Origin of the sequence: Granulicella paludicola, from assembly GCF_025685545.1 — a bacterium.
GTDB classification, from domain to species: domain Bacteria; phylum Acidobacteriota; class Terriglobia; order Terriglobales; family Acidobacteriaceae; genus Granulicella; species Granulicella paludicola.
Genome location: NZ_JAGSYC010000026.1, coordinates 17,557 through 39,842, shown reverse-complemented (window position 1 = coordinate 39,842; position 22,286 = coordinate 17,557). Strand labels below are relative to the sequence as shown.

General features: G+C 57.7%; 21 protein-coding genes and 1 tRNA gene. 9 read left to right on the top strand and 13 right to left on the bottom strand.

All coding sequences use genetic code 11. The features are described from left to right. Positions 1 to 122: 122 nt before the first annotated feature. Positions 123 to 1,379, bottom strand: coding sequence for an AIPR family protein (locus OHL14_RS15760; protein ID WP_263380329.1), 1,257 nt, complete (start codon positions 1,377 to 1,379; stop codon positions 123 to 125). Between the two features lie 151 nt (positions 1,380 to 1,530). Between OHL14_RS15760 and OHL14_RS15755 the strand changes: the two genes are divergently transcribed. Together OHL14_RS15755 and OHL14_RS15750 are read left to right on the top strand one after the other, a co-directional pair. Next, the gene (locus tag OHL14_RS15755) at positions 1,531 to 1,722 is read left to right on the top strand and encodes a hypothetical protein (protein ID WP_263380328.1); all 192 of its coding nucleotides are present in this window, start codon (positions 1,531 to 1,533) and stop codon (positions 1,720 to 1,722) included. A gap of 90 nt (positions 1,723 to 1,812) precedes the next feature. After that, entirely contained in the window at positions 1,813 to 3,567 is a 1,755-nt protein-coding gene (locus OHL14_RS15750; RefSeq protein ID WP_263380327.1) for a VWA domain-containing protein, read from the top strand. 75 nt (positions 3,568 to 3,642) lie between these two features. Here the strand turns inward: OHL14_RS15750 and OHL14_RS15745 are convergent, their stop codons facing one another. The 3 genes from OHL14_RS15745 to OHL14_RS15735 all read right to left on the bottom strand — a co-directional run bounded on the left by OHL14_RS15745 (position 3,643) and on the right by OHL14_RS15735 (position 5,805). Beyond that, positions 3,643 to 3,921 carry a hypothetical protein gene (locus OHL14_RS15745; protein WP_263380326.1) on the bottom strand — a complete coding sequence of 93 codons (279 nt, stop codon included), beginning with the start codon at positions 3,919 to 3,921 and terminating at the stop codon, positions 3,643 to 3,645. Between the two features lie 170 nt (positions 3,922 to 4,091). After that, complete coding sequence (locus tag OHL14_RS15740) at positions 4,092 to 4,334, bottom strand: GlsB/YeaQ/YmgE family stress response membrane protein (protein ID WP_263380325.1); 243 nt, start codon at positions 4,332 to 4,334, stop codon at positions 4,092 to 4,094. A 142-nt stretch (positions 4,335 to 4,476) separates the two neighbouring features. Next, complete coding sequence (locus OHL14_RS15735) at positions 4,477 to 5,805, bottom strand: MGH1-like glycoside hydrolase domain-containing protein (RefSeq protein WP_263380324.1); 1,329 nt, start codon at positions 5,803 to 5,805, stop codon at positions 4,477 to 4,479. A 362-nt stretch (positions 5,806 to 6,167) separates the two neighbouring features. Between OHL14_RS15735 and OHL14_RS15730 the strand changes: the two genes are divergently transcribed. After that, positions 6,168 to 7,202, top strand: a complete 1,035-nt coding sequence (locus OHL14_RS15730; protein WP_263380323.1) for a sensor histidine kinase — start codon at positions 6,168 to 6,170, stop codon at positions 7,200 to 7,202. A gap of 135 nt (positions 7,203 to 7,337) precedes the next feature. On the opposite strand, the gene OHL14_RS15725 is transcribed toward OHL14_RS15730, so the two are convergent. From OHL14_RS15725 to OHL14_RS15715, 3 genes are all read right to left on the bottom strand, one after another. Continuing rightward, positions 7,338 to 8,258: a dienelactone hydrolase family protein gene (locus OHL14_RS15725; RefSeq protein ID WP_263380322.1), complete on the bottom strand. Its 921-nt coding sequence runs from the start codon at positions 8,256 to 8,258 to the stop codon at positions 7,338 to 7,340. A gap of 133 nt (positions 8,259 to 8,391) precedes the next feature. Continuing rightward, positions 8,392 to 8,874, bottom strand: a complete 483-nt coding sequence (locus tag OHL14_RS15720) for a DUF4870 domain-containing protein (protein WP_263380321.1) — start codon at positions 8,872 to 8,874, stop codon at positions 8,392 to 8,394. 120 nt (positions 8,875 to 8,994) lie between these two features. Next, on the bottom strand, positions 8,995 to 9,453 hold the full coding sequence (locus OHL14_RS15715) for a YraN family protein (RefSeq protein ID WP_263380320.1): 459 nt from the start codon (positions 9,451 to 9,453) through the stop codon (positions 8,995 to 8,997). Positions 9,454 to 9,580: 127 nt separating this feature from the next. On the opposite strand from OHL14_RS15715, the gene OHL14_RS15710 reads away from it, so the two are divergent. From OHL14_RS15710 to OHL14_RS15700, 3 genes are all read left to right on the top strand, one after another. Then, on the top strand, positions 9,581 to 11,188 hold the full coding sequence (locus OHL14_RS15710; protein ID WP_263380319.1) for a CTP synthase: 1,608 nt from the start codon (positions 9,581 to 9,583) through the stop codon (positions 11,186 to 11,188). A gap of 43 nt (positions 11,189 to 11,231) precedes the next feature. Beyond that, on the top strand, positions 11,232 to 11,888 hold the full coding sequence (locus OHL14_RS15705) for a DUF4230 domain-containing protein (protein WP_263380318.1): 657 nt from the start codon (positions 11,232 to 11,234) through the stop codon (positions 11,886 to 11,888). A 97-nt stretch (positions 11,889 to 11,985) separates the two neighbouring features. Next, entirely contained in the window at positions 11,986 to 13,173 is a 1,188-nt protein-coding gene (locus OHL14_RS15700) for an acyltransferase family protein (RefSeq protein WP_263380317.1), read from the top strand. Between the two features lie 135 nt (positions 13,174 to 13,308). Here the strand turns inward: OHL14_RS15700 and pyrH are convergent, their stop codons facing one another. Then, the gene (gene pyrH, locus OHL14_RS15695) at positions 13,309 to 14,013 is read right to left on the bottom strand and encodes a UMP kinase (RefSeq protein WP_263380316.1); all 705 of its coding nucleotides are present in this window, start codon (positions 14,011 to 14,013) and stop codon (positions 13,309 to 13,311) included. Between the two features lie 97 nt (positions 14,014 to 14,110). Continuing rightward, positions 14,111 to 14,677 carry a hypothetical protein gene (locus tag OHL14_RS15690; RefSeq protein ID WP_263380315.1) on the bottom strand — a complete coding sequence of 189 codons (567 nt, stop codon included), beginning with the start codon at positions 14,675 to 14,677 and terminating at the stop codon, positions 14,111 to 14,113. A 209-nt stretch (positions 14,678 to 14,886) separates the two neighbouring features. On the opposite strand from OHL14_RS15690, the gene OHL14_RS15685 reads away from it, so the two are divergent. Continuing rightward, the gene (locus tag OHL14_RS15685; protein WP_263380314.1) at positions 14,887 to 15,654 is read left to right on the top strand and encodes a TIGR00266 family protein; all 768 of its coding nucleotides are present in this window, start codon (positions 14,887 to 14,889) and stop codon (positions 15,652 to 15,654) included. A gap of 146 nt (positions 15,655 to 15,800) precedes the next feature. Further along, positions 15,801 to 16,304 carry a hypothetical protein gene (locus OHL14_RS15680; protein WP_263380313.1) on the top strand — a complete coding sequence of 168 codons (504 nt, stop codon included), beginning with the start codon at positions 15,801 to 15,803 and terminating at the stop codon, positions 16,302 to 16,304. Positions 16,305 to 16,733: 429 nt separating this feature from the next. On the opposite strand, the gene OHL14_RS15675 is transcribed toward OHL14_RS15680, so the two are convergent. Next, a tRNA-Ile gene (locus OHL14_RS15675) sits at positions 16,734 to 16,809 on the bottom strand. 366 nt (positions 16,810 to 17,175) lie between these two features. Between OHL14_RS15675 and OHL14_RS15670 the strand changes: the two genes are divergently transcribed. Further along, entirely contained in the window at positions 17,176 to 17,457 is a 282-nt protein-coding gene (locus OHL14_RS15670) for a UBP-type zinc finger domain-containing protein (RefSeq protein ID WP_263380312.1), read from the top strand. Between the two features lie 139 nt (positions 17,458 to 17,596). On the opposite strand, the gene OHL14_RS15665 is transcribed toward OHL14_RS15670, so the two are convergent. The 3 genes from OHL14_RS15665 to OHL14_RS15655 form a co-directional block, all read right to left on the bottom strand. Further along, entirely contained in the window at positions 17,597 to 17,944 is a 348-nt protein-coding gene (locus tag OHL14_RS15665) for a hypothetical protein (RefSeq protein WP_263380311.1), read from the bottom strand. Positions 17,945 to 18,063: 119 nt separating this feature from the next. Then, positions 18,064 to 19,971: a CRTAC1 family protein gene (locus tag OHL14_RS15660; protein ID WP_263380310.1), complete on the bottom strand. Its 1,908-nt coding sequence runs from the start codon at positions 19,969 to 19,971 to the stop codon at positions 18,064 to 18,066. Then, positions 19,968 to 22,238, bottom strand: a complete 2,271-nt coding sequence (locus tag OHL14_RS15655; protein ID WP_263380309.1) for a tetratricopeptide repeat protein — start codon at positions 22,236 to 22,238, stop codon at positions 19,968 to 19,970. The genes OHL14_RS15660 and OHL14_RS15655 overlap by 4 nt, the downstream gene beginning before the upstream one ends. Positions 22,239 to 22,286 lie beyond the last annotated feature (48 nt).

Sequence of the window (22,286 nt, the reverse complement as noted above, 5' to 3'; positions counted from 1 at the left end):
GGAACAGTAGCTCGGGACATATCGGAAGGGCCTAGCTTCAGCTAGGCCGCCAAAGCTACTCACACAAAACCAAGGCCCGGACTAAAGTCCGGGCCTTGGTCTGTTTCTGTCCGAAAACCTACTTATCTGTCTTTGAGGGCAGCACGCATCTTCTCGAGCTCTTGATCCTGAAGCTTGATCTGCACAATCCTTTGAACGTTTTCCCAGTGGGAACGGGATTTGCCCAACGCATTCAGCACATAACCCGCCTGTTGGCAGGCGTCTTTTGTAGTATCCATTACATCGATCGCTATGGAGTCCCAAAGCTCCTTGACTGCTGAAAAGCCACCAACCCACTCAAACTCATTACCGTTTCGGCTGATCATCTGCCGAAACGCAGCGAGAATCGGGAAAACTGCAGCAACATTCAAGCGATGCTCAACTTCCTCGCCAGTAAAAGGCATAACGAAGGGAGGGAGCGGCTTCTTACGCTTCTCACCCTTAGCATCCGTGTAGATGGAATCAACAAACTTCAAACCACCGAAACGCCCGCCATTTTCGTTGTAAACCTTCTTAGGCTGCGTCCGCACATAATCCTGAAATTCCAATATTTCAGTTAGTCGCGGTGCTAGCGCATGGTAACCCTCTAGATCACGGCGAAAGTCGTCGATAAGCCCGGTCTTGTAAGCATAGGCGTTGTGCGGTGTACGCTTGCGATCCCCAATGGTATAAACATCGCTACGAAAGCAAGTCATGGCTGCGATGATATCGTCCACCTTTACCCTGCCGACGTCTCCTTCGCGCCACTGAACGTCATTTTCCAGTCTCGTCCCCTTCAACACATCCTTTAGAGGTTCGAAAGCGCCCTTGAGTTCGAGAAGCGACTGAGCCTTGACCTGAACCGAAGTATTGTTTGCCCCGGCTACCTCGGGGATCACAGCGTTTGGCAGCCCAACGATTACGGTTACCTTGACGAAGTTAGGTGGCATCTCCGCGGCACCGGGATCCTGCTGGAGCTCACGCAAGATCGCGAGTCCGTGCCCCCCGTTCATCACTCCCTGACCGGGTTTGAAGTGGAGAGTGGCGAGATTCTTATCGGTTTCCTCCACGCGCTCGGCGATAACGTTAATACCCAAGTGCTTATAGCCGAAGAGCCCTGGCGTTGCGCCTTCATCAGGGTCAAGTGCACCGTCCAATGCTGCATTACGCACCGACTTGTAGACGCGGCGCAGCTTGGCCGCTTCGGATGGTCGCGCGTTAGCATCGGTAGGCAGGTCGGGAATTGACCGTGTGTCTACGCGGAACTCGTAGGTTGTGATTGGGTTTTCGAGGGGGTTGAATGGATCTGAAAGCTTGCGGGATGAAAGGAATGGAAGGGGAACGATAACGCTGTCTGACATATTAGCCTCTTAGTCGCTGACGGTGCAGCGCGGATTTGTTCTCGGCGACGATGCGACGGAACTCCTTTAGCGGAACATAATCCTCTGATTTTGTCAAAAAGAAGACCGCAAGACCGGTGTCTGCAAGCGTGAAGGCCTGGTCAAGCCCGAGATGATGCACGAGTGGATGCAGCGCTCGAACGTCGTCCTTAAGGGTGGAGGTCTGGACGAATCACCGCACTGTTACAAGCGCCTCACCGAGGTGCTTGCAGCTCATAGCAACACCATCCGCCTCCTGCACACGCTCACGCCCGTCGGCGTGGCCATGGCAGGAGCCAACGAGTTCGATCCCTACAAGGATTGATCCTGCATCACCCGAAAGGCCCGGACTACTCCGGGCCTTTCTTCATCTTTTCTCTACCTATCTTCGCGTCTGTATGCGACTCTTATCTCGTTGCCGTGTCTTTACCTGCAACGCGCCACCAACGAGGTCAGCATGCACCGCCGCATCGGTCCCGCATTTCTCGCCATCTCCCTCGCACTTCCGCTACTCGCCCAGGACGCCTCCAAGACCGTCACGGTCACCTCGCAGGAACCCACTCCCGCGCCCGTACAGACCGCGCCGCCACCCGTTCAAACCCAGCAGAACGGTCAGCGAAATGGAACCCCGACGCAGCCCACGCAGAACCCCGACGGCACCTACACCGTCCACGTCTCCACGCGCATCGTCGTGCTCGACGTCGTCGCTACCACCAAAGACGGCAAGACGGTGCAGGGTCTCACCAAGTCCGACTTCCACGTTACCGAGTCCGAAGACCCGCAGACCATCACCAACTTCGAGCTTGGCACCTCGCGCCTGCCAGCGCCTGAGGTCGATATCGAATCCACCGCCGACCTCGATCGCCTCGCCCCTCGCGCGCCCGTCAACATCATCCTGCTCGACGAGTTCAACACTCGCTTCGAGGACGAAGCCTTCGCCCAGTACTCGCTTAAGAAATACCTCGAACGCCAGCCCGACCACATGAGCACGCCCACGATGCTCATCGCCGTCGGCATCGATAAGTTCGATGTGCTGCACGACTACACGCAGAACAAGCAGCTCCTACTCGACGTGCTCAAGCACCACTTCAGCGGCAACCCCTGGCGCAACAACTCCATGTCCTGGGCTGCCGAGCGCTATGGAACCGCCTTCCTCACGCTCCGTCGCATCTCTGAAGCCTCCATCGGCCATCAGGGCCACAAGAACATGATCTGGATCGGTCGCGGCTTTCCGGCGCTGCGATTTGAAAACCAACCGGTCGATACGATGAACCGCATCAATAGCCTGCGCCAGGACTGCGTAAATCTAATGCGCGATGCCCGCATCACCCTTACCACCATTGACCCTGCAGGTTTGCTCATCGACCCCGGCGTCTACGGCGGGGCTGCTGCCTTTAACGACCCTTTCGGCGGCAACTATGAGTTCTCGCAGTTAGCCCAGGCCACTGGCGGCCGCACCATGTATGGCCGCAACGACGTCGACGTCCAAATCAATGCCGCCGCCGAAGAGGGCACAGACTTCTATACCCTCGTCTATCACCCCACCAACACCTCGCGCGATGCGTACAAGTTCCGCAAGATCAACGTCACGGTCGATCGTCCCGGCGTCACCATCTCTACCACCAAGGGCTACTACCTTGCCTTCCGCCCGCGCCCGGTCGATCCCAAAGCTCCTTCACGCCGTTTGATGTCCGATCTTGTCTCTGCCGCCGACAGCAAAATGGCCTATGACGGCGCCGAGATCAATGTCTCCCGTGTGGCCAACGACCCGAAGACGTTTCAGATCCATGTGGCTCCGCGCAGCCTCGCCTGGTCTCTTGGCACTGAGGCCGACCCCACTCGCAAAGTTGACATCGTGCTTGCTATCACTCAATTCGATAAGAAGAGTAAGCCGATCGGAAATCCCAAGGCATTCAGCATGAAGTTCAGCGCACCCGCAAAGGTTCCAGCCACAGGTCGCATCGAGGTTCCACTGAACTTCCAGCAGAAGGTCGATCTCGAAGGCAAAGCCACCCGCGCTCGCTTCGTCGTGCGCATCGGTTCTTCGGGCCGCATCGGCACCGCCGACATCGACCTCACGCAGCCGATGGCCACCAGCACCACGCCGCCAGCTGATACAACTGCTCCCCCGGCTGTGCCACCCCCATCTCCCGCTCCCACCCAGCCCTAAGCCTCTTTACAAGACAGCAGAGCCCGGGTCGTCGCCCGGGCTCTTTCTGTTTCCTTCCCCCAATCAATCTTGCGATTAGTGCGCGGTATGCCGATGTTCCACGGCATCCTTCACGCGATGCGTCACCCATGTCAGTAGCGCAGCGCCCACGGAAGCCACGATTACGGCCATCAGGAAACCCCAATTATTCACATGTTCAACACCGCGAACGGCGTAACCCGTCAGCAGTCCACCGATCAGCCCTGTAAATGCATCGATCCATGGCGAGTGGCTCTCGCACTTCATGCTCTTGCCAGTGACCCAGCCAGCCACCCAGCCCACCAATCCAAACCAGAAGTACGTATTCATGCCCATCGTCGTGTCCTCGATTCACGCTCGTCTCACGACGAGCCAGCGATCAGGATTGAACCACTTAAAACTAACCATCGTCCAGAAAAAAATATAAGAACTTTCATCCTGTCTCCAAACGATGCAGGCCCAGGCAAATCGCCTGGGCCTGCACGCTTGCTAGCGCCTCATGGAACTCATTCGCGTCCCGTGACCAGCCGGAACAGGAACGTCAGAAGAATCGCTCCGAGCGTGGCAATCAGAATGGAATACAACAGCCCGCCGGAGGCTGCAAAGCCCAGCTTGCCTGCGATCCATCCGCCAATGAGCGCGCCCAGGATGCCGATGACGATGTCGCCGATCACCCCGAAGCCCGAGCCCTTCATAATCTTTCCTGTCAGAAACCCTGCAATCAGACCAACCAGAATCCACCAGATCATTTCTTTGCCTCCCGGCATACTGCAGATTTAACCACGCTGCATTCCATCACGAATTGCTCGATCGCGTATAGCAGACAAGAACAAAGGACGCCGAGTCGGAATGCACACTTGTTTCGATGCCGAAAGTATCCTCTCCGCTGCCTCACCCCTTTGCCAGCCTTTGCACGAAATCCAGATACACCAGCGCAGCAGGAGAGTAGCCGCTCGGATCTTTCTTCGTAAACTCCCCGGTCAGCGGGTCCATCTGCTGGCGAAACTCCCCCGGCCCTCCCGGTTCGCCGGATTTCACAATGGCCGTCATCCAAGCCGTCATCAGCTGTCGCATCTCGGCCTTCTTGCCGTAGTGCTCCATCCATCGAGGAACGCGCAGCGCGGTCAGCGCCTGGGACGCTCCGCCCCAGCTATTGCGAGGGATCGGTCGCACAAACGCCGGATCATCCATCGCGATCGAAGGGAAGGGAAACGGCGCCCAGAATGCCTTCGGGTTGTGAAGCTGCCGCTCCCACACATCGTTGAAGATCTTTCGATCTCCCGCAATATCCAGCTTCAGCACGTGCTCGCCCATCACACGCGTGATCAGGTCGCCGCGGACCTTCACAAACTCACCCTTCGCGTCGAGATCGAAGAATGCAGCATCCTCTGGCGAGTACAACTTCTCGATAATCAGCCTGCGAATTGTTTCTGCATCCTGTTCCCACTTCGCGGCCTCATTCTTCTTGCCCAGCGCTCCGGCCATCGCTGCCAGAGCTTTCCGCGCCCCGTACACCGTCGCGGATAAATCCGGACAAAGTCTTGGCATCGTCGCAATCGGCGGGCACTTTCTCGCATCCGAGTCGGGGCAGCGATTGGGGATGCCCTGCCATCGCGGGCTGTTGTCGTGTCCGGTATCGTACGTACAAAATCCCTCGACTAGTCCGGTCTTGCGTGTATCGCGATACCGCCGCAGCCACGTGTCCCACCGGCTGCAAGCGGAGTATGCCGTTTCCAGCAGTTCATGATCGTGTGTCATCTGCGCGAGCTCCCAGGCTGTCGCAGCGATAGGTACCACCATTTGAATCTGTCCGAAGCCGGTTTCTCCGGAGAGCTTGTCGGAGGAGGGAATCTGCCCGTCCTCTTTCTGCACGGCAAAGAAGGCCATGTGTTCGGCACGAGCGACGGCGAGCGGGTCGGGCTGGCCCTCCCCTTGTGGCACATACCTGCGAAGTTGCGCGTAAACCAGCGCCTCCAACGGACCGCACTCCATCCACGCTCCGGGATAAACGGCACCTTCCATCAGCATGGGCTTGTCGTATTTGGGAACGGTTTTCACGTTGCCCGCCAGCAGCTTCAGAGCAGAGTCCCAAGTCTCCTGCCATGGCAGATTTCCACTTGGAAAGCGCGGCACCTCTACCTTTGTCGCTCCCCATGCGTGTTCACAACCGACCGCAGCCGTAGTCAGTCCCGCTATCCGAAGAAATTCCCGTCTTTGCATGGAGAACATTCTCTATGTTCCTTTGCGGCAATGGCTAGTCCACCTATGAAAATATTCCTGTGAAGAATTGCAGCATCACTTTCTCTGCGCAGAAGCCCATCCTTTCGACATAACGCGCAACTTCGAATGGAAACCCGCACCAAACTGGAACGTGTTCAGATACCCTCAGCAGCATCTACCCGTAATTCCGCATAGAATCTCGCTAAGCTTCTTGGATTCCAGAGAACAATATGGCTTCTCTTCAAGGCTGTTCAAACTAGCAAGTAACGGATTCTGCCCAGGGAACTCGAACGATGTTTTCGCACATACCTCTTATGCCGCACGCTGTCTGTTGGCGCTCGGACCCGCAACTTATATGGACTATGGTGATAGCCAACTCCATCACGGCGCTGGCCTACCTCTCCGTCTGCCTAACGCTGCTCTATCTTGTCCGACACACACGCCGTGTCATCGCCCGCGACTGGGCATACTTCGCCACCGGCTTTGCCCTCTTCATCGTCGCCTGCGGCTCCACGCACCTCATGGAAGTCGTCACTACCTGGGTGCCTTTCTTTTGGATAGACGCCAGCACGAACATCATCACGGCCCTGCTCTCAGCGTGGGTGGCTGTCCAGTTGATCCGCCGCGTTCGCACCGTCGGTGACAGCATCAACGATTACGCTGCTAGGCTTGCGAATAAGGAACAGGAGCAGCGCCAGATGCAGGAGAGTCTGATGGCCGCGCAAAAGCTCGAAGAATGGTCGCGGCTCTCTGCTATGGTGGCGCATGAAGTAGCCAATCCTCTCGACGCCATCCAGAACCTTCTCTACCTCATTCGTAACGACGAGGCCGCCACCCCCGAGATCAATCGCTGGGCCTCCGCCGCCGAAGAGGAAGCCAGTCGGGTGATCACAATCTCCCGCTCTACCTTGGACTTCTTTCGTAAAGGCACTCAGCCCGAATCGGTCAGCCTCTACGAGGCAGCTGAATCTGTTCGCTCCCTGCTCAAATCCTTGCTGCAAAAGCAGCAGCTAAACCTCGACCTCATCGCGAGCGGCGATACCACCGTGCAGGCACTCCCCGGTGAGCCGCGCCAGGTGCTGCTCAACCTCATGCGCAATGCTTGCGAAGCTATCCCGGAGCGTGGTCGTAAGGTCATAGTGGCTTTCAACGGCCAGCTTGAGGGTGTAGAGGTGCTTATCACCGATCAAGGCACGGGTATCCCGCCCACGGTGCTCGCAAACCTCTTCAGCTTCGGACTCACCACAAAGGGAGTGCAGGGTAACGGTATGGGCCTCTGGGCTGTCCTCCAGATCATGCAGCGCCACGGCGGATCCGTCGAAGTCATCGAGACCTCTGCGTCTGGCACGACCTTCCGCCTCTGGTGGCCTCGAAAGTACGCTTCAGCAAGTAAGTAGTGGCTTCGACGCTGATCTCTAGTCCCATCGGATGGCTGTTATCCGAACAAAAGCTTGGTAACAAAAAAACAAAGGGCGGACAGTCATGCTGTCCGCCCCTTGTTGACTTCACTCGCCGCTAATCACTGGGTCTTTTTACTGTCTCAAACCACCCAGTAGCTTCACCAGCCGCTGAAACCCTTCCGTGCGAGCTGCCGTATTTGGAGCGCTCGCGTCGGGGGCTTCGCCCGCACGCATGAAGCCATGGCCCGCACCGTTATAGACCACCGGGTCGTACGTTTTACCCGCAGCCTTCATGTCGATCTGCGTCTGCGGAACCGTCGCTGAAATGCGCGCATCGTTGCCCGCATAAAACCCGTAAACCGGCGCTGTGATGTTCTTCATCGCCTCAGCCGCTGGCGGAGGTCCATAAAACACGAAGGCGGCGCTCAAGTCCTTGCGATGCGTCGCGTAAAGAAAACTCTTGCCGCCACCCCAGCAGAACCCGGCCACATATAGCTTGCCGCTCGCCGCAGGCAGCTTCTTGCCATAATCCGCAGCCGCATCCAGATCGGTCAGGACGCCCTCGTTCGGCAGGGAAGACACCGCCTTTGTTACGGCACTCTGATCTCCGAAAGCTGCGGTGCCGCCAGGCATCGCAGGTACGAACGCTGAGCCCGGAGCCCCCCCGCCCATGTGCATGTGGTCTTCGCCGCTCATGCCTGCCATTGACGTGTCGGTCGCTGCCGCAGGTGCAGGTCCATAACCGCTCAGCAGGTCAGGAGCCACCACAATGTACCCTGCGCCAGCGATCTCGTCGGCCATCTCCTTGAACCAGTCGCTCTCGCCGAAAATCTCATGGATCAGCACCACGACCGGCGCTTTGTCCTTCACCTCGGGATACACGACGAACGCCTGAAGCTTCCGGCCACCCGGTTCACCGATCGTGACGTACTCCCCATGCCGCGGGCTCTTGTTCAGCGCAGCCTTCGCCCAGTCCTGCGCGCTGGCCGTGCCCGCGCAAGCCAACAAACCCAACACTACCGCCGGAGAGAGAACTTTCAGAATTCGTTTCATGCCAGCGAGTTTACGTTGCGCCTTTGGTTCACCGCAATCCATCATCACCCGCACTCCTCAAAAAGCACGATGCCGTCACAACATTCTGCGACGGCACCTGCCAGCTCAAACTCGCTTCATCATTTCGCGCGAACTAGACGTTGTAGCCGCTCTGCTCCGCAGCGAACCTCCCGATTACTGGAATCTTGAAAGAACCACCCTGCGACGCCTTGAGAATGCAGAGGCACCAGACCACGAATAGGGCCAGGTCGCCCAGCAGCACGAGTAGCAGGCCGAGCAGAGGAATGACGACCAGGAAATGGAGAATGAAGCCAATCACTGCCAATCCCAGACACTGGAAGCAGTGGAACTTCACAAACGGCTTGTCCTTATAAGGATCGATCAGCAGGAACACGATCGCCGGGATGATGGTGATGTACGCTATGGCTCCTGCCGCCGAATCGCTCAAGCCGCTACCGGCAGGAGCTATGGCATAGCCCTGCGGAGGCACTGCATACCCGCCCGGCGGTGGTGGGGGCGGTACCTGCTGATAGCCAGTCTCTACCGGTGTTCCCCAGGGCTTTTCGACTTCTGGTGCTCCAGCCTGCGGAGGCACATTTCCGAATTCATCGCTCATGGCAAAACTCCTTGTCTAAATGTCAGGCAGACACAAGAAAGACGTCGACCGGGATGGCAAAGTTGTACCACGCCGAGGCCACCCCGTGACGAGATTCGGAGCACAGAATGCAGTTTTTGCCTAATCGCGGGAGAACGCGTTGCGCCGATGCTCGAAGACTGGGTCACCGCAGTCGAAGTAGACCGATAGCACGTCAAAGCGAACTTTGACTGATTCGCGATGCAGCTCGGGAATCAGGCGCAGGTACGCTGAGGCCATCTTTCGCAACATCTCCTGCTTGTGCTCATCCACTGCCATCTCCGCAGGCGCAATGCCTCGCGAACTGCGCGACTTAACCTCAAAGATCACCAGCGTCGCTCCATCCCACGCCACCAGATCAAGATCGCCGGCGAGTCGGTCCGACCGCCAGCGTCGCGCTACGACCGTATAGCCAAGCGATCGCAGGTGAAAGAACGCAGCATCTTCGCCACGCTCGCCAAGCAGCAAGTGTGGCGGCAAGGAAGAACGACGATCCGCCAGTGCCCTGAGCCAGGTGTAAGTACGGCGTTCAAGGGCGAGGGAAAGCTCTGCAAAACCCATGCAGGCAGCATAAATGCTGGTCTTTCAGCTAGCTAGAGCGAACTGTCCCAATCTCCACAGCATCCGCGATATACTTGATCGTGCACACCGAGCACAATCCAAATATTCAATTGAAGAGGTCGCGGCTATGTCAGCAAAGTACATCTTTGTGACGGGCGGAGTTGTGTCGTCACTAGGCAAGGGGCTCGCTGCGGCCTCAATTGGTTGCCTGCTGGAGGCGCGTGGACTTCGCGTAAACATGATGAAGTTCGACCCGTATCTGAACGTCGATCCGGGCACCATGAGCCCCTTCCAGCACGGCGAGGTCTTCGTCACCGACGATGGCGCGGAAACCGATCTGGACCTGGGCCACTATGAGCGCTTCACCCACGCCAAGCTTAGCCGCGATAACAATCTCACCACTGGCCGCATCTACGAGCAGATCATCACCAAGGAGCGCCGCGGGGACTACCTCGGCAAGACCGTCCAGGTCATCCCACACGTCACCAATGAGATCAAGAACGCAGCCAAGAAGGTTGCCGCAACCGACAACGTCGACGTCGTACTGGTCGAAATCGGTGGAACCGTAGGCGATATCGAATCGCTCCCGTTCCTCGAAGCCATCCGGCAGATGCGTCAGGAGCTAGGCCGCGACAATACCTGCTTCGTGCACGTCACGCTGGTGCCGTGGATCGCTGCGGCGCAGGAGTTGAAGACTAAACCCACGCAGCACTCCGTCAAGGAGATGCTGTCGATCGGCATCCAGCCAGACATTCTTCTCTGCCGTGCCGATCGCGACGTTCCGCAGGAGATGCGCGAGAAAATCGCGGCGTTCTGCAACGTAGAACAGGCTGCCGTCATCATCGCCCGCGACGTCCCCAGCATCTACGAAGTTCCGCTGAACTTCGCCGAGCAGGGCGTCGACGAACTCGTCATGAAGTATCTGCGGCTTGACTCGAAGCCCGCCGACCTCTCCAAGTGGCAGGACATTGTCTACCGCAGCTACAACCCCAAGGACACCGTCGAAATCGGCATCGTCGGCAAGTACGTCGAGTACGAAGACAGCTACAAGTCGCTGAAGGAGTCGCTCGTGCATGGCGCGCTCGCCGAAAACCTCAAGCTCAAGGTCACTTGGGTCGAGGCCTCCGGTCTCGAGGTCGAAGACTACGCCTCGCAGCTCTCCGGCTTCGATGGCATTCTCGTCCCCGGCGGCTTCGGCAAGCGGGGTATTGAAGGCATGTTGAACGCCATCCGCTACGCCCGCGAGAACAAGGTGCCCTACTTCGGCATCTGCCTCGGCATGCAGACCGCCTGCATCGAGTACGCGCGCAATGTGGCCGGCCTGCAGAACGCCAACTCCGGCGAGTTCGACCCCGCAACGCCCTACCGCATCATCTACAAGCTACGCGAACTCACTGGCGTCGAAGAGATGGGCGGTACCATGCGTCTCGGTGCGTGGGAATGCGTCATGCAGCCCGACTCGCTCGCCGCCAAGGCCTACGGCACCACCAAAATCAGCGAACGCCATCGCCATCGTTACGAGTTCAATCGCGAGTTCGAAAAGCCGCTGACCGATGCTGGCCTGCGTCTCACCGGAGCCAGCGAAAGCGGCACCTACGTGGAGATCGTTGAGATCCCCGACCACCCCTTCTTTGTAGGGTGCCAGTTTCATCCCGAGTTCAAGAGCAAGCCGCTTGAGCCGCATCCGCTCTTCCATGCGTTTGTAAAGGCAAGCTACGCGAATAAGAAGGCCTAGGGAAACACGAACGCTGGTTGTACTCTAGCTGCGGAGCGATACGATGACGATGCAGTACTACCAATCCGGACGAAGCGGTTCTGGCACCTTCATGAGCGTGCTGGTATCGCTGGTGCTAGGCGCTGTACTTGTCGGCGTCTTCGTCCATAAGGCCCGTGTCGGTCTTGCCGGCAAACTCGCTTCCTACATCACGGGCGAGAAGGTCAACTTCATCTCCGATGGTGCGGTTGTCGAGCGCATCCAGCGCCTCAGCAAGCTCGAAACTGCGATGTATACACTCGATACCGTCGTCGAAGGCGATGAATCGAACACAATTCTTCCCGACGCGCTCACCGGCGATCATCTGCTGATGATCGTGCAGGGACAGACGATTGCTGGCATCGACCTTGGCCTGCTCAAGCCAGAGAACGTGGTCATCACCGAGTCCGGTGCAGAGCGCGACATCAAAATCACGCTGCCGCCTTCAACCGTCTTCAGCACCAACATCGATAACGACCACACGCGCGTCTACGCTCGCGAGACAGGCCTCTTCGTCAAGGCCGATCCTAACCTGGAATCGAAGACTCGCACCAAGGCGCAGGGCCAGCTTCAGGAGGCCGCGTTGAACGATCACATCCTCGATACTGCAACGAAGAACGCGCGGGCGACGCTTACAGCCATGTTGCAGGGGCTTGGCTTCAGGCACGTTGAGGTCCAGTGATCAAGGCAGGGGAAGAGGAAGAAAGAGCACGCACTTGTTCTTTAAAAGCCATCGGCGGTGGACTTGAGCGTTTAAATCCGCGTCTAAAAAGGTGCGAATGACGACAGCGATTGCACCCACGTCCACCGGCGAACAGGCCGCCGAGCTACAGCCGCCCGCCTATGTGCGAAAACCCGCCATGCCCGCTCTCACCGGACTGCGAACCTTGCTGGCGCTCACCATCGTGCTCTTTCACTTCACGCCTGCTGGGCTGCAGTGGGGATGGTTCTCGCTCTATCCGCTCATCAACATCGGCTACGTCTTCGTCAGCTTCTTCTTCCTGATCTCGGGCTTCATCCTCTCGTACAACTACGCCGACCGGCCCGGCGGCCTCAACATCGCCGACTTCTGGGTCGCGCGTCTCAGCCGCCTCTACCCGGTCTACTTCCTCACGATGCTCATCTCGATCCCTATGCTGATCGCTGAGTACCATGTGCGTTCGCACACCCAGTTCTGGGAAGGCGCACTCGCCACTCCGCTGCTGGTCCAGGGCTTCTTCCCCGACCTCGCCACCTTCTGGATGACGGTCACTTGGACCCTTAGCTGTGAGATCGCCCTCTATCTGCTCTTTCCCTTGCTTCTCAAGCTCCGCCTGCCAAAGAACCCCTGGCAACTGCTCGCGCTGGGTCTCGGCCTTTGGATGATCGGCCTCATCCCGCATACGATCTACGTCTTTACCGATCCCGACCACCTCGGTAAGATGGCCGACCGCTACAGCGGCGGCTACTGGCTCGAAACCCTCAAATATACGCCTTTGCCGTACCTTTGCACCTTTCTCGCGGGTCTCACGCTGGGGCGTCTCCACGAGGCCGCAAAGATGACCTCACGCAGCCGCGCCTTCGTCGGCCTCTGCGGATTCATCGCCGTCTGGTTCGTCGCCTATCACCTGGCAGACCGCCTGCCTTACATCCTCATCCATGGCGGACTGCTGACACCGCTCTTCGCCGCTATCATCCTCGGTCTCGGCGGCCCCAGTCCGCTAGCGAGCGTCTTCTCCATCCGCCCTCTGGTCGCTGTCGGCACCTCTACCTACTGTCTCTACCTACTGCACTTCAACGTCTTCGTGTTGCTGCACCTGAACCACATCCCCGAAAAGCTGCATGTGCAGCGGTTCGATCCGTGGATCAGCTACATCTTCGTGATCGTGCTGGCGCTGGCGGCGCGGCGCTTCGTGGAGCACCCCTGCCAGAAGGCCATCGGCGGCTGGTGGAAGCGGCGGCGCGAAGCGCAACAACCCGGAGCTTGAGAACTCTCAGAATTTTTTCCTCTTTGTCATCCTGAGCAACGCGAAGGACCTGCTTTTCGCCCACCATACAGATACGTGGGTGGGTTTTAAAGCAGGTCCTTCACTTCGTTCAGGATGACAATGAATCGGGTGTAGCTACGCCGTAACCAGCGAGCCCAGCTTCTCGCCCTGCACCACGCGCAGGATGTTCCCGCGCTCGCGCATCGAGAACACCACCATCGGCAGGTTGTTGTCCTTGCACAGCGACACAGCCGAGATGTCCATTACCTTCAGCCCCAGTTGAATCATCTGCATATAGGTGATCTCTTCAAACTTGATCGCATTCGCGTCCTTCTTCGGATCGGCGTTATAGATGCCGTCCACCGAGGTCGCCTTCAACAGGCAGTCCGCATTGATCTCCATAGCACGGAGAGCCGCAGCCGTGTCGGTCGAAAAGTACGGATTGCCGGTTCCTGCTGCGAACACGACGATGCGGCCCTTTTCAAGATGACGCACAGCGCGGCGACGGATGTACGGCTCGGCGATCTGATGCATCGCAATCGCCGACATCACGCGGACTGTCTGCCCTGTCTTTTCGATAGCATCCTGCAGCGCCACCGCATTGATCACCGTGGAGAGCATACCCATATGGTCGGCCGCGACACGATCCATGTGGACAGCCTGCTCGGCCACGCCACGGAAGAAGTTCCCTCCGCCCACGACGATCGCAACCTGGCAGCCAGTCGCCGCGACCTCGGCAATTTCCTGTGCAACCGCATTGATAAAGAGGGCATCGACACCGAAGCCACGACCGGCGGCCAGGGCTTCTCCCGAGAGTTTGAGCAGAACACGCTTATACATACTGCTACAGTTTAGCTGCTGCAAGGTCGGAAGCGTGAGGGTTATGGTCGATAGTCGCGTGTCTGTTCTCTTTGAGGAAGATACGGTGCCCTCCGCTCTAACTCGAAGCGTGAAGCTTCTCCTCCTGATACTGCCCAATGTGTTCGTAGACCTCCTCCGGAAACTTCAAATTGCGGTACAGATTGCCGCAATCAGGATCCTCCGGGTTGGGGAGAATTGGAAAATCCTGCTGGCTCTGCCACTCCAGGAGGCGTTCCCGCTTCGGCGGGTTGTAATCGCGGCCTTCGACTTGGCGAAGCATCAGGACAGCCTGCTCCTCAGTAAAATCCTTGTCGCGGGTAAGGTAGCCCAACACTCCTTCATGTGAAAGGAAGTGGCGAGCGACCATCGCGAAGACTAGTCTGCCGTAGTGCCCAATGTCCTTACCTGCTTCAAGCGAGTCCAGTAGATGAGCCATCATGGAATCCTTGCGCAACTCCTCAACCCCGCCTGCATCGGCTGAAACATCGCGATCCGCAAAGTCTTCCTCGCTGCGGCTGGATTCACCTTTGATCTTTGCGAGTTCTGCTTCCGCAGCCTCAGCGCGTTCAGTAGCGTGACGCAGCGCTTCGGAGGAAGCGTCCGTCATTTCAGGGATGTCAAGTACAACTCTCTGTTCTGCCATAGTGCCCTCAATCGAATAGTATTCGCTATTTCTTCGCTATAAGTTAGGACGGCCTGAGTCGCTTCTGAGTTGTCTCATAACCTCACACGGATCACTCAGCCCCAAAAGGTTCTGAAGAATTCCACGGAACCTGCGGGCCGGTGGCAGCGTAGGATATGGGGCGATGGGTGTTCGCAATGCCAGATCGCCCCAAGAGGAATGGAGAGACGATGCAAAGCAGAATTGTTGGGTCCACGATGCCGGTGCTGGAGTTCCTGCTGGAGCCGGGGGAGAGCGTCATCTCCGAGGCCGGAGAGCTTAGCTGGATGGGACAGACCATCGCCATGACTACACACACGCAGCTGGGTGGCGGCGGTGGTTTCTTTGGCGCGATTAAGCGCGTCGCTGGCGGCGGGACACTCTTTATGACTGAGTACACCGCGCAGGGCTACCCCGGTGAGGTCGCCTTCGCCGCCAAAGTCCCCGGACACATCGTCCCGCTTGAAATCGGTCCCGGCCACGAGATCATGATCCATCGCCACGGCTTCCTCTGCGCCACTTCGATGATCCAGCTCGGCGTCGGCTTCCAGCAGTCGCTCGGCGCGGGCATCTTCGGCGGCGACGGCTTCCTGCTGCAGAAGGTCTCCGGCGTCGGCACGGCCTGGCTCGAGCTCGGGGGCGAAGTGGTCGTCCGCGATCTCCAGCCTGGCGAGACGCTGCGCGTCCATCCCGGCCACGTAGGCGCCTTTCAGTCGAGCGTCAACTTCCAGATCACCCGCATCCAGGGCATCCGCAACATGTTCTTCGGTGGCGACGGCATCTTCCTCGCCGCACTCACCGGCCCGGGCCGCGTATGGCTGCAGACGCTGCCGCTCTCGAACCTGGCTCATGCACTCGAACCATACCTCCCGCAGAACCGCGGTGAAGGAGCGCGCAACGTCGGCACGGCCGCAGTACTCGGCGGCATCGTCGGCAGCATGTTCGATAACAATCGTTAGTCCACACAGCAACAATAGCCGCGGCCCATCTGGCCGCGGCTTGTTGCGTGGGTACTTTGAAAAAGTGCGATCCGACTTTCTATAACGCCCGGCACTTTGTTACCACCAGCGGTGTCTATGATAAGAGCAAGAGAGGACCCACCGCCGTGACCCTGCTGAACGCTCCAAACTACGACCCGACCCGCGACAATCGTATCCGCAACACCCTGGTCGGCACCGCCATTGCGCTCGTGCTGCTCTTCATTCTCTCCATGGCTGGCTTCGTCGCCGGCCACGGCTGGCTATTCTCCAACCTCGGCTACGAGCACCGCGTTGGCACCTTCTTCGACGCTCTCGAAGCCAAGGACTATGCCAAGGCTTATGGTATCTATAACGCCGACCCAACATGGCAACAGCACCCCCAGAAGTACATCGATTACCCACTCTCCCGTTTCACCGACGACTGGACAACGCACAGCCCCGTCAACGGTCCCATCGTCAACCATCACGTCGACATCTCCCGCACCGACGGCAGCGGCACCTTTGGCACCGGCGTCATCGTCGCGGTCCGCATCAACGGCGACCACCCCATCTTTATGTACGTGAATCGAGCGGACAAGACCATGACCTGGCCTGCCATCCACGAACTCAAGTACAAGTACAACCCGTAGTCTTGGCCGTCATGAATGTGACAGCGAACCCTTCCGGCAACGGAGGGGTTTGTCTTTGCAGCCCATTCGCACTGATGAACAGAGGTATTAAGCCGATAACACATTCACGGGTCAATCACTGAACATTCATCCCACGCTCACGACATCCTTGGGCTATTTTGAGACAGTGTTGGCAAGCACATACTGGGACCAAAGAAATGACCTCGCTGACGAGGGAAGGGAAGACCCACATGGAGACTCAACCAACGACGGGCCGCACCAGGAGCATCCTCCGCATCATCGCCGCTGGAGGCCTCTTTCTGCTTTCCACCACGCTGATGCTGGCATAACCGCACCGCAGCACCAGACTTTTAGATTTCGACAACGAAAGGCCCCGCCTCCTTCAACCGAAGGGGCGGGGCTGTTTCGTTGCATCAGGACTTTGGGAACTGGTGGGCCCGGAGGGATTTGAACCCCCAACCAAGGGATTATGAGTCCCCTGCTCTAACCGTTGAGCTACAGGCCCTTTGTGGGTGCAAGTTGAGGATAAATCAATCACTCGCTCGGCTATGCGGCGACTTTGATCCTTACTTGCAGAACCGTCGTGCCGGTTTCTTGCTGGTCTCATTCTCGGACTGACACATCAGCTTTACGGCAGCCAGTTCGTGAGACACGCTTAGGTGAGTGTACCGGACTACCGTCTTTGTGGCCTAGCATCGCAGGAGTGTGCGAAGCTCGACGCCCGTTATGACACGACGACTCGACTGCCACGGCGATTGACGACTAAGTTGCGCTCCACTGGAGCCGGGTCAGCTTCCGCAGGTTCCTTTATTCGCATCGTACATGTGCGACCATTTTCAAAAAGCAATACAAGCGGAAGGAGAATTTAAGAATGACTTGTCATCACTTTGAAGAGATAAAGAAGGTTCCTTCGTCGAAGGCCAGTTATGCGAAAGGCTGCCCAGAATGCCTCGCAATGGGGTCATCCTGGGTTCATCTGAGAGAGTGTTTGATATGCGGTCATGTCGGCTGTTGTGATTCCTCACCGAATAAGCACGCAACCAGGCACTATCACTCCTCGAAGCATCCGATTATGCGTTCGCTCGAGCCGGGAGAATCCTGGGGTTGGTGTTTTGTGGACGAAGTCACAACGGATTTGACGGGCCTGGCCTAGGCTTACCAGAACAATTTGGAATGACTATTGGAGGTTGCCGGGGAGCGTCGCATGAAGCCGGTGCGGACCCTATACCTCAGTGTCGGTCGCACGAATTTCCGGAGACCCCGCGAGTCGAAAATTCGGGGCCAGCTTCGATTCAAAACAGATTGCCTGCGACAACTTCGGCGATACGCTCCAGCGTTGTCCTTTGCAGCGCCTCGTCGGTTGAGTTTGTCTTAGCGGCTTCCAGCAAACATAAAAAGTATGTGCTCCTGACTCTTCCGCGAACCATGTCTTGTTGCTCGCCGGCAACAGTCTGGCTGCACAGAACGGCGTCTTCGCCTATCCCAGTCAGGCGTTCTCCCGCGGCGCATTCTTTCGGTGATGAATGACTCACCTCTATTCGCAGGTGAAGATTGGCTCTTGATGCAGAGGCCTTTGTCCCGCCATTTGTGTTGCTGACGAAGTCGCAGCCTCCTGTGCCTTCTGTGACATGCACAGTCACACTCACGTCTCCGCCGAGGAGCGTGGCAGCCGTACCTTGTGTGAGCCAGGGGCAGGTCGCTTCCGCGTGCGCTGGGGCGCAAAGGCTGACGAACAACAAGAAGGGCCATGCACGCCACATTAGACGTGTTTCTCCGGTGCTCTTGCCGCAGTCGAAGGCGTGGCAGGCTTCAGCGGTCCGCTCTTCAAGATCTTTCCACCCTCTTCAATAACGTAGAGCTGATTGGCCTGCAGATCCTTCACTCTATCTATTTGGCCGCTAAGCCAGCGAATCTCCACCATATCAACCGTCTTCGCATCGCCCAGACCAAAGTGCATGCGCAGATCGTTTTGCGAGAAGTAGCTTCCACCGCTACGCAACTCATCTGTCTGCTGAAGTGACTTTGTCGCCGTCGCCTGTGTTTTCGCAGTCACAATAACGCGGCTGCCGATACCGGTTCGGTTGGACTTGGTGCCCACCAACTTGATCTTGATCCAGTTGCGGTTCAACGTAGAATCGCAGCGCAGAAGTTGGGGTACCGAATTGATGCAGTTGACGACAACGTCGATGTCGCCGTCGTTATCGAAATCTCCAAAAGCACAACCCCGCGCGGGAGCGTTCTCCAGAATGCCGGGCCCACCCTGCTCGGTGACATCTTCAAAACCGCCATTCTGCAGATTCCGATACAGATACTTGTGCTCGGCGTACTTCAGGTCGGCCTTGGACTTGTCGACCTCTGGATAGACATGGCCGTTGGACATGAGAATGTCGAGCCAGCCGTCGTTATCCATGTCGAAAAAACCGACACCCCATCCGAGCAGCCTCGTATTTTCGCCCAATCCACCCGGATAGGTATGGTCTTCAAAGACGGCCTCGCCGAGATTGGTATAGAGCGAGTCCGTATCGCCCGCGAAGTTCGTCTTGACCACGTCCATGTTGCCGTCGCGGTTGTAATCTCCAATAGAGACGCCCATGCCAGCCTGCGGCTTGGCTTCGGCTGAGAGCGCTGCACCAGCTTCGATGGCGATATCCTTAAACGTTCCATCGTGCTGGTTCTGGTAGAGCGTTGCAGGCGCCGAATCGTTCGCAACGTAAATATCGGGCCAGCCATCGTTGTCCAGGTCGGACGCGGCGACGCTGAGCCCGTACGTGCCGACCGCGGTCCACATGCCGGACTTCTCGCTCACGTCAGTGAACGTGCCATTACCGTTGTTGTGATACAGAATGTTGCGACCACCGGGGAGTCCAGGCGGACCACACGCTACGAGCATGCCTTTGTAGGTGCATGGGCCGTCCTCTGGCTTCGGCGCGGTCTTCAGATCGAAGTCCACATAGTTTGCGACGAAGAGATCGAGGTGTCCGTCTTTGTTGTAGTCGACAAAGGTGCAGCCGGTGTTCCAGCGGATTTTGGGCCCTGGTTGCAGCAGGCCGGCCTTTTCAGTCACGTCAGTGAAGGTGCCATTGCCATGGTTGCGGTAAAGGGCGTTCTGTCCGTAGTACGTGACGAAGAGATCGTCGTTGCCGTCGTTGTCGTAATCGCCTACGCAGCAGGCCTGACCCCAACCAGTTTTGTGTTCCAGACCGGAGCCCTTCGTTACATCGGTGAATGTGCCATCGCGGTTGTTCTTGAAGAGATGACAGCGCGGCTCCTGACCGGCAGGAAAGCCCTCCAGGCGCCAGCCGTTGACGAGGAATAGGTCCTGCCAGCCATCGTTGTCGTAATCGTAGAAGGCGAGCCCGCAGCCCGTTGTCTCCAGCAGATATTTGTTCGTGAACTTGCCGCCATAGATCGTCTCAAGCGTGAGTCCCGCCTGGGCAGCTACGTCGACGAAGCTGACGCCCAGAGGAGTTCCTTCCACAGGCGACTTCGGTCCACTTGTGGGCGGTGGCGCAGGCCTGGCATCGTAGCTGCGCTCCTGAGGGCCGATCTTGACCGGCTTCTGCTGCTGTTGGGGTGGGGCCGCAAGCGCGAGGATGTCTGCAAATGGCAGCACCAGAGCAGTTCTGCTTAGTGACTTGATGAATTTTCTGCGGTTCAACTCGCTCACTGAGCTCCTGTTTTGCCGGTACTCATGACCTGCGCTTCGTCGGAATGCACATGCCAGGGCACGCTCTCATTCGAAATCTCAGGATGCTGACGCAGGTATTGAAGCGAATAGGTCGGCGCACCCGGATCGATCCACTTCATAGCGTACTGCGCAGACTCCTTCGCTGCTTCGGACTTCATACCGAGTCTCCGATAAAGCACGGCGAGGTTGTAATGCGCTGCAAGGTCATCGGGGTCTACTTCCTGCAACTTCTTGAAGGTGGCAACGGCCTCTTCGGCACGATGTTGCTGATAATAACTGATGCCCAGCTCTCGTAAAGCGTCACGTGCCTGCGGATACTGTGTCACGACCTCTTCGAGGTCCGCGATGGCTTGCTCCGCGTGGTGGCCGCGTCGCTCCACCAGCGCCATGTAATACAGGGCTCGAGCATCATGCGGTGCAAGCGACAGAGCTCGTTCGAGAGGCGCTCGAGCATCGGCGTATTTTTCCCACTCGATGTAGTTGAGTCCAAGGTTGATATAACCGTCCTTGTAGTCGGGGCGCAGTTGGATGACATGCTCAAAGGCGCTCATCGCCTCCGCATACTGGAGCTGATCGAGATACCCGATGCCGAGGTTATTCCAGCGCATCCAATCCGCATTGTCAGCCGGTACCGGCGGTGCCACGCCATTGTCCCCTGCCTTGATGACGCGGCTGCGCGAGGCGACCTCGACGACAGGATAGGCCGGATGATCCGCACCCAGGACATTATTGAGATAGCTCTGGCGCAGATGCCGATACTGCACGGACGCTTTGACGGTGATAGGCCAGCTGGCACCATCGGGCACGCGGAACCGATATCGCACCAGCGTTGAACGTCCCGATTGAATGGAGTTGTCATAGGCCACGGAGTGGATGGTCCAAACGCGGTGGTTGTCGACAAATTCACCGGCAGAGTTCACCGGTCGGTTCGTGAAACTGTGTGCCTCGGGGTCAAGCGTTCCATCTGGACGCAGATAACCGCTCTCATAGACTTTCTTGCCGTTTGCGTCGGTGACCTTGAACGACACCCACGCCTCATAAAGATCGCGCACCTCTGGAATGAGCGAATGGCCAATCGCTTTGCTCTGAATGACTACGTAGGTCTCTAGGGTCTGCCTGGGATCTACCTTGAACGGCACCGAACCCAGAGGTGCCTGCAGGTCGTCCGAACCGGCTGCCTTGATGCCGAACACATCCACATTGAGATAGTTGCCGGTCTGCAGAAAGTCTGTGGTCCGCTTCAGCTGTTCGTCAAAGCCGTAGTAGTACGGCACCGCGGTGTTACCCGCCAGCCAGCGGTGCGATGCAAGCATGCCCTTCTTCGATCCTGGATCCTTCAGAGTGATCACTTCGCGCTTCATGTGACAGCCCTGGCAGGTCGTGTAATCAGCGGTGTAAAACACCAGCGGGTTTTGTTTGGAATACTTCGAACCCTGCCACTCGTCGTAGGCGCTGAACGCCCTGATCCACTTGTAATCGTTCAACATCACCGGAAGGTTTGCCTTGTGGCATGCCGAACAGAACTCCGGTGACTGGTAAATCTTCTGCATGACAGCTGCGGAGTGGCGCTCAGGGTGCGCGAGTATCTCCGCATCCGGCACCATTCCCGGAATCCGCTTACCTCTCTCATCCACCATCACGGCGGGCACACTCATCACATAGCTGCCATTGCCAAGTTTGCTGTCCACCTGCTGAATGGAGTGGCAGGTCATACAGGTCAAGCCATCGCGATCAAAGCTTCGGTCACCCGTTGCATGTGCGTCCAGAGACCCCGACACCACAGCAATCGGGTTGTGGCAACTGTCGCAGTGCCGCGCAAAGGCAATCCCCTTTTCCTGAATGAGCAGGTTCACGCTCGTACGGTAAAACGGTGTGCGAAACGAATTGGAATGCAGTGCCTGACGCCACTGTGCAAAGGCTTCCTGATGGCAGTGTCCGCAGTATTCAGCTGTTGGAAAGGCCGTCGGTTCGATAAAGTCTGCGCCCTCGATGGACGCATTGCCCGGAAGCGAAAGTTTGCCCGTTCCATAGACTGATTCAGATTTGCCGGCTGAGATGTATGTATAGCTTTCGCGAACCTTATCCGCATAGATCTTCCGCGCCGCTTGCTCTTTGGCCGTCGTGTCCTCAGCCGCATGCGCTGTGCGAAAGATGGAAAGGCTGGACCAGGCAAACAGACCGAGTGAGCTGAACAGGAAGATCATCAGCAAGCATCGCCGAACCCGGGTTGATCTGGTCTCGTTCATCGAGCCGGATTATAGCGACGCCGTCATAGCGATGTACACGTGATTCGC

What these genes read in the sequence shown, in the direction of transcription:
- OHL14_RS15710 (WP_263380319.1), top strand. Translation starts at nt 9,581, where the DNA reads ATGTCAGCAAAGTACATCTTTGTGACGGGCGGAGTTGTGTCGTCACTA.
- OHL14_RS15700 (WP_263380317.1), top strand. Translation starts at nt 11,986, where the DNA reads ATGACGACAGCGATTGCACCCACGTCCACCGGCGAACAGGCCGCCGAG.
- pyrH (WP_263380316.1), bottom strand. Translation starts at nt 14,013, where the DNA reads ATGTATAAGCGTGTTCTGCTCAAACTCTCGGGAGAAGCCCTGGCCGCC.
- OHL14_RS15730 (WP_263380323.1), top strand. Translation starts at nt 6,168, where the DNA reads ATGGTGATAGCCAACTCCATCACGGCGCTGGCCTACCTCTCCGTCTGC.
- OHL14_RS15725 (WP_263380322.1), bottom strand. Translation starts at nt 8,258, where the DNA reads ATGAAACGAATTCTGAAAGTTCTCTCTCCGGCGGTAGTGTTGGGTTTG.
- OHL14_RS15755 (WP_263380328.1), top strand. Translation starts at nt 1,531, where the DNA reads ATGATGCACGAGTGGATGCAGCGCTCGAACGTCGTCCTTAAGGGTGGA.
- OHL14_RS15715 (WP_263380320.1), bottom strand. Translation starts at nt 9,453, where the DNA reads ATGGGTTTTGCAGAGCTTTCCCTCGCCCTTGAACGCCGTACTTACACC.
- OHL14_RS15760 (WP_263380329.1), bottom strand. Translation starts at nt 1,379, where the DNA reads ATGTCAGACAGCGTTATCGTTCCCCTTCCATTCCTTTCATCCCGCAAG.
- OHL14_RS15690 (WP_263380315.1), bottom strand. Translation starts at nt 14,677, where the DNA reads ATGGCAGAACAGAGAGTTGTACTTGACATCCCTGAAATGACGGACGCT.
- OHL14_RS15655 (WP_263380309.1), bottom strand. Translation starts at nt 22,238, where the DNA reads ATGAACGAGACCAGATCAACCCGGGTTCGGCGATGCTTGCTGATGATC.
- OHL14_RS15720 (WP_263380321.1), bottom strand. Translation starts at nt 8,874, where the DNA reads ATGAGCGATGAATTCGGAAATGTGCCTCCGCAGGCTGGAGCACCAGAA.
- OHL14_RS15670 (WP_263380312.1), top strand. Translation starts at nt 17,176, where the DNA reads ATGACTTGTCATCACTTTGAAGAGATAAAGAAGGTTCCTTCGTCGAAG.
- OHL14_RS15740 (WP_263380325.1), bottom strand. Translation starts at nt 4,334, where the DNA reads ATGATCTGGTGGATTCTGGTTGGTCTGATTGCAGGGTTTCTGACAGGA.
- OHL14_RS15705 (WP_263380318.1), top strand. Translation starts at nt 11,232, where the DNA reads ATGACGATGCAGTACTACCAATCCGGACGAAGCGGTTCTGGCACCTTC.
- OHL14_RS15745 (WP_263380326.1), bottom strand. Translation starts at nt 3,921, where the DNA reads ATGGGCATGAATACGTACTTCTGGTTTGGATTGGTGGGCTGGGTGGCT.
- OHL14_RS15685 (WP_263380314.1), top strand. Translation starts at nt 14,887, where the DNA reads ATGCAAAGCAGAATTGTTGGGTCCACGATGCCGGTGCTGGAGTTCCTG.
- OHL14_RS15735 (WP_263380324.1), bottom strand. Translation starts at nt 5,805, where the DNA reads ATGCAAAGACGGGAATTTCTTCGGATAGCGGGACTGACTACGGCTGCG.